3 protein-coding genes are annotated in these 3452 nt (G+C 45.5%); 1 reads left to right on the forward strand and 2 read right to left on the reverse strand.

Features of this window, described 5'->3' with window-relative positions:
• Positions 1–341: 341 nt before the first annotated feature.
• Together QUB64_RS32730 and QUB64_RS32735 are read right to left on the reverse strand one after the other, a co-directional pair.
• The gene (locus tag QUB64_RS32730; protein WP_333277791.1) at positions 342–980 is read right to left on the reverse strand and encodes a lysophospholipid acyltransferase family protein; all 639 of its coding nucleotides are present in this window, start codon (positions 978–980) and stop codon (positions 342–344) included.
• Between the two features lie 233 nt (positions 981–1213).
• Positions 1214–1627 (reverse strand): substrate-binding domain-containing protein, encoded by a 414-nt coding sequence (locus QUB64_RS32735; protein ID WP_333277797.1) that lies wholly within the window; start codon positions 1625–1627, stop codon positions 1214–1216.
• A 142-nt stretch (positions 1628–1769) separates the two neighbouring features.
• On the opposite strand from QUB64_RS32735, the gene QUB64_RS32740 reads away from it, so the two are divergent.
• Positions 1770–3203, forward strand: coding sequence for a tyrosine-type recombinase/integrase (locus tag QUB64_RS32740; RefSeq protein ID WP_333277793.1), 1434 nt, complete (start codon positions 1770–1772; stop codon positions 3201–3203).
• Positions 3204–3452: the final 249 nt, after the last annotated feature.

Genomic DNA, 3452 nt, shown 5'->3' on the forward strand with positions numbered 1-3452 from the left:
GTCCTGACTGCGAAACTGCCCTAAAATAGGTTTGATCGTTCGGAATGCAAGTCCTAAGAAAAGAAGGACTGAAGTCCTGACTGCGAAACTGCCCTAAAATAGGTTTGATCGTTCGGAATGCAAGTCCTAAGAAAAGAAGGACTGAAGTCCTGACTGCGAAACTGCCCTAAAATAGGTTTGATCGTTCGGAATGCAAGTCCTAAGAAAAGAAGGACTGAAGTCCTGACTGCGAAACTGCCCTAAAATAGGTTTGATCGTTCGGAATGCAAGTCCTAAGAAAAGAAGGACTGAAGTCCGAACGATCGAACCGATGTAAGTTGTACAAAAGCCTGCAAGCTGAATCAGCGGCCCAAATCGTGCATCGCATTAATCTCAGTTGCACATCTTTGAGTCAGCGCTTGCAATTCCTCGCGATCCGACGAACCGGGTGCCTCAATTAGCTGGCCAATTCGCACCGTCAGCGGCACTGGACGCGGCACTACCGAACCCTTCGACGCGATCGCGTGAGTTCCCCACAAACTAACAGGTAACAGCGGCGCTTTTGCCTTAGCAGCTATCAGCGCAGCCCCCAATTTCGGGTCAGTAATTCTACCGTCTGGCGTCCGAGTTCCCTGCAAAAATACACCCGTCGCCCAGCCATTTTCCAAAGACTGGATAGCCGAGCGAATTGCACTGCGATCGGCACTTTCCCGCTTCACTGGATAGGCACCATAAAGCGTAATTGCCTGTTTCAAAATAGGAACTTTAAATAACTCTTCCTTCGCCATAAATGCCACCGGCCGCCTCATGGAACTAGACAAAATCGGCGGGTCAAAATCGCTGGCGTGATTGCTGACTACCACAAATGGCCCTTCTGCTGGAACATTTTCTGCACCGTAGATGCGCCCCCGAAAGTAAAGGTGCAGCATCGGGCTGACAATTGACCACTTGAATAAATAGTAGAGAAGTAAACTCTCGACTGGTTCGCGACTTTTGCTCACGGAAAACCTTAGATTTTAAATTACATCGAATTTTAGCCGATCGGCTCAGCTCTTAAAAATTAACATAGTTCTGGATGCACTCCGACCCAAGAAACCGGGTTTTTTACCGATATTAAAGCCTATAAACCACTATTTTCGTAAAAAACCCGGTTTCTGCCTTGAGGACTGTTCACATAGTCGCGAAAATTCCCGCAGCCACACACCCGCGAGAGTTTAGGGCGAACTAAGTCCAGTTAATTTCCGGCCAGCATCGCTTTTTTTCCTTCGTCGGAAGTCGCGTAACCCAAGAAATCCTTAACCGCTTGGCTGGGGGGATTTTTGTAAGCGTAGTACAACTGGCGCTGATAGCGATAATTGGGGGCTTCCGGCGTCGCAGCGTCTACGGGTACAACTCGCACCGTTTTCTGATTGACAACTTGAGCGAAAGTGGCATAGCCGATGCCGTTGTTGCCTAAAGCTTGCAGCAGCGGAGTTGTCGGATCTCGATCGAGCGTACTAAAATTTGGCCCGGTACCAAAACTACCACCTCCGAGCACTTGTTCTTTGAAAGTTTGGTGAGTACCGCTAATTTCAGGTCTGTTAATGACCTTAATCGGGCCTGCTGGGCCGCCGACTTTCGACCAGTCTCGATCAGTTATGTTGAAGATTTTTTAAACTTGATCCGAAATATGCTATGCTAGTTACAGCTATTATTTATAATGATTAATACTAAGAGCCAGATGAGAGTAATCTAGAATAAATCTAGAAAAACCCGAACCTTGACAAATCAATAGTTTCAGGAGAAACGCCATGAAAGCTCAGAACAAAGTACAGTCCGCTTGTGATGTATCTGTTTACTCTGACAAAGGGTCACTCGCCTTGCGCTTCCCCAAGCGCCATAGCACCCTGTGGGAGCTACTAGACGGTAAATCACTCAAGGGTAAGCCTAAGTGCTTAGGAATAGGCAAATATGGCTACTCTGATACACCAGAGGACTGGAAGCGGGCGACGCAATTGGCGATCGCAATGGAAGCTGATTTAGACCATCCAGAGTGGGAAAAGCTATTTGACCCCACCCTTGCTAAATATGGCTTGGGAGGGGGCAAATATGCTAAACTAGCTGATGTACTTCAACTGCCTGGTACGGTACAACCTGAACCCGAAATGACCGTGGGTCAGATGTGGGAGGAATACCTAGTTTGGAAGATCACAACAGTGGAACCTAGTACCTTTTATGCAAGCTATCGGGTTTATTACACCAATATCCTTAAAGGATTAAAATGGAACCCTAAAGCACGAGCTTGTGACGATATCGGTACGGGTGTCTGGCAATTGCCAATAAACTGTAACGAAGTTACTGAAAAACTACTGGCAGCACCATTTGCTAAGAAAAAAGTGGCTGCACTTTTCCAGGCGCTTAATGAAGCATTTTTACGCACTCAATCATCAGGCAAAACAAAGATTGCTACTAATCCCTTCCATCAACTTTGGAAACAGGTTTTGCCTGACACAAGAGAGAAGTATAACCCCACTGTTACAACAGATGGTGAGGTAATTCAATGGTGGGAAGCAGTAGACAAAAATGGCACGATCGAGGCTGAGAATGACAAGCGTTCATTTACTAAGAATGAACGTGATATTATTCTCAGCGCGTTTTATGAGTCACCTAAATCTAACGAGCGTCAAATTGCACCTTTGATTGAATTCCTGTTCCTAACAGGCTGTCGCCCCGGCGAAGCTTTTGCTTTAACGTGGGGTGACATTAAGTTCAGTAGTGGTGTTATCGTCTTTAGCAAAAGTTATGTAGGCCGAATAAAAAAGATACAATGCACCAAAACAAAAGAAGTTAGGATGATCCGGTTGACGACTAAACTAGGTCAACTTTTAACTCGCACTAAACCTCTAGATGCAAGGGTAAATGATTTGGTTTTTCAACAAACTGACGGGGGGTGTTATACATCCTATCAACAAAGTAATGTCTGGCTAGGGTTTATTGACAAGAAAACCTCCGGCAAGGTTTATCACTACCCCGGCGTAGTGACGCGCCTAGCAGAAGAAGGAAAAATATCTCAATACCTCCCCCCTTACCATACCAGGCATACTTACATTACCCTTACAGCTTGGGCTAATAAAAGTGATACATCTGCATTGATGTTACTCGCTCACGCCTGCGGTAACAGTGTGGACGTTATCTTGAGGTATTACCTGGGTATCGATGAATCGGTTGAGCTCGTTGAAGTCTAAGTCATCTTCCTTAAAACCAAGCCACCCCTAAGAAGGTGGTTTTTTTGTGTCTATTTTACGATCGACCTTTCCTCGCTCATTCACTTATTGCTATTAATATTAATCATTAATATTAATAATTACGTTTTGCCCCCCTTATTAAGGGGGGGTAAAGGCGCGGACTAAGTGTAAATATGCTACAACAAAACTTTACCCGATAGGTGCGGTTCCATCGATTTTTTGCAGAAGCGACATAATAGCTTCAGAGGC

The sequence above is a fragment of the Microcoleus sp. Aus8_D2 genome, assembly GCF_036702665.1.
In the GTDB taxonomy this organism is placed as follows: Bacteria; Cyanobacteriota; Cyanobacteriia; order Cyanobacteriales; family Microcoleaceae; genus Microcoleus.

Excerpts from the sequence above, each read along its gene's own strand:
- QUB64_RS32740 (WP_333277793.1), top strand. The coding sequence starts at position 1,770 with ATGAAAGCTCAGAACAAAGTACAGTCCGCTTGTGATGTATCTGTTTAC.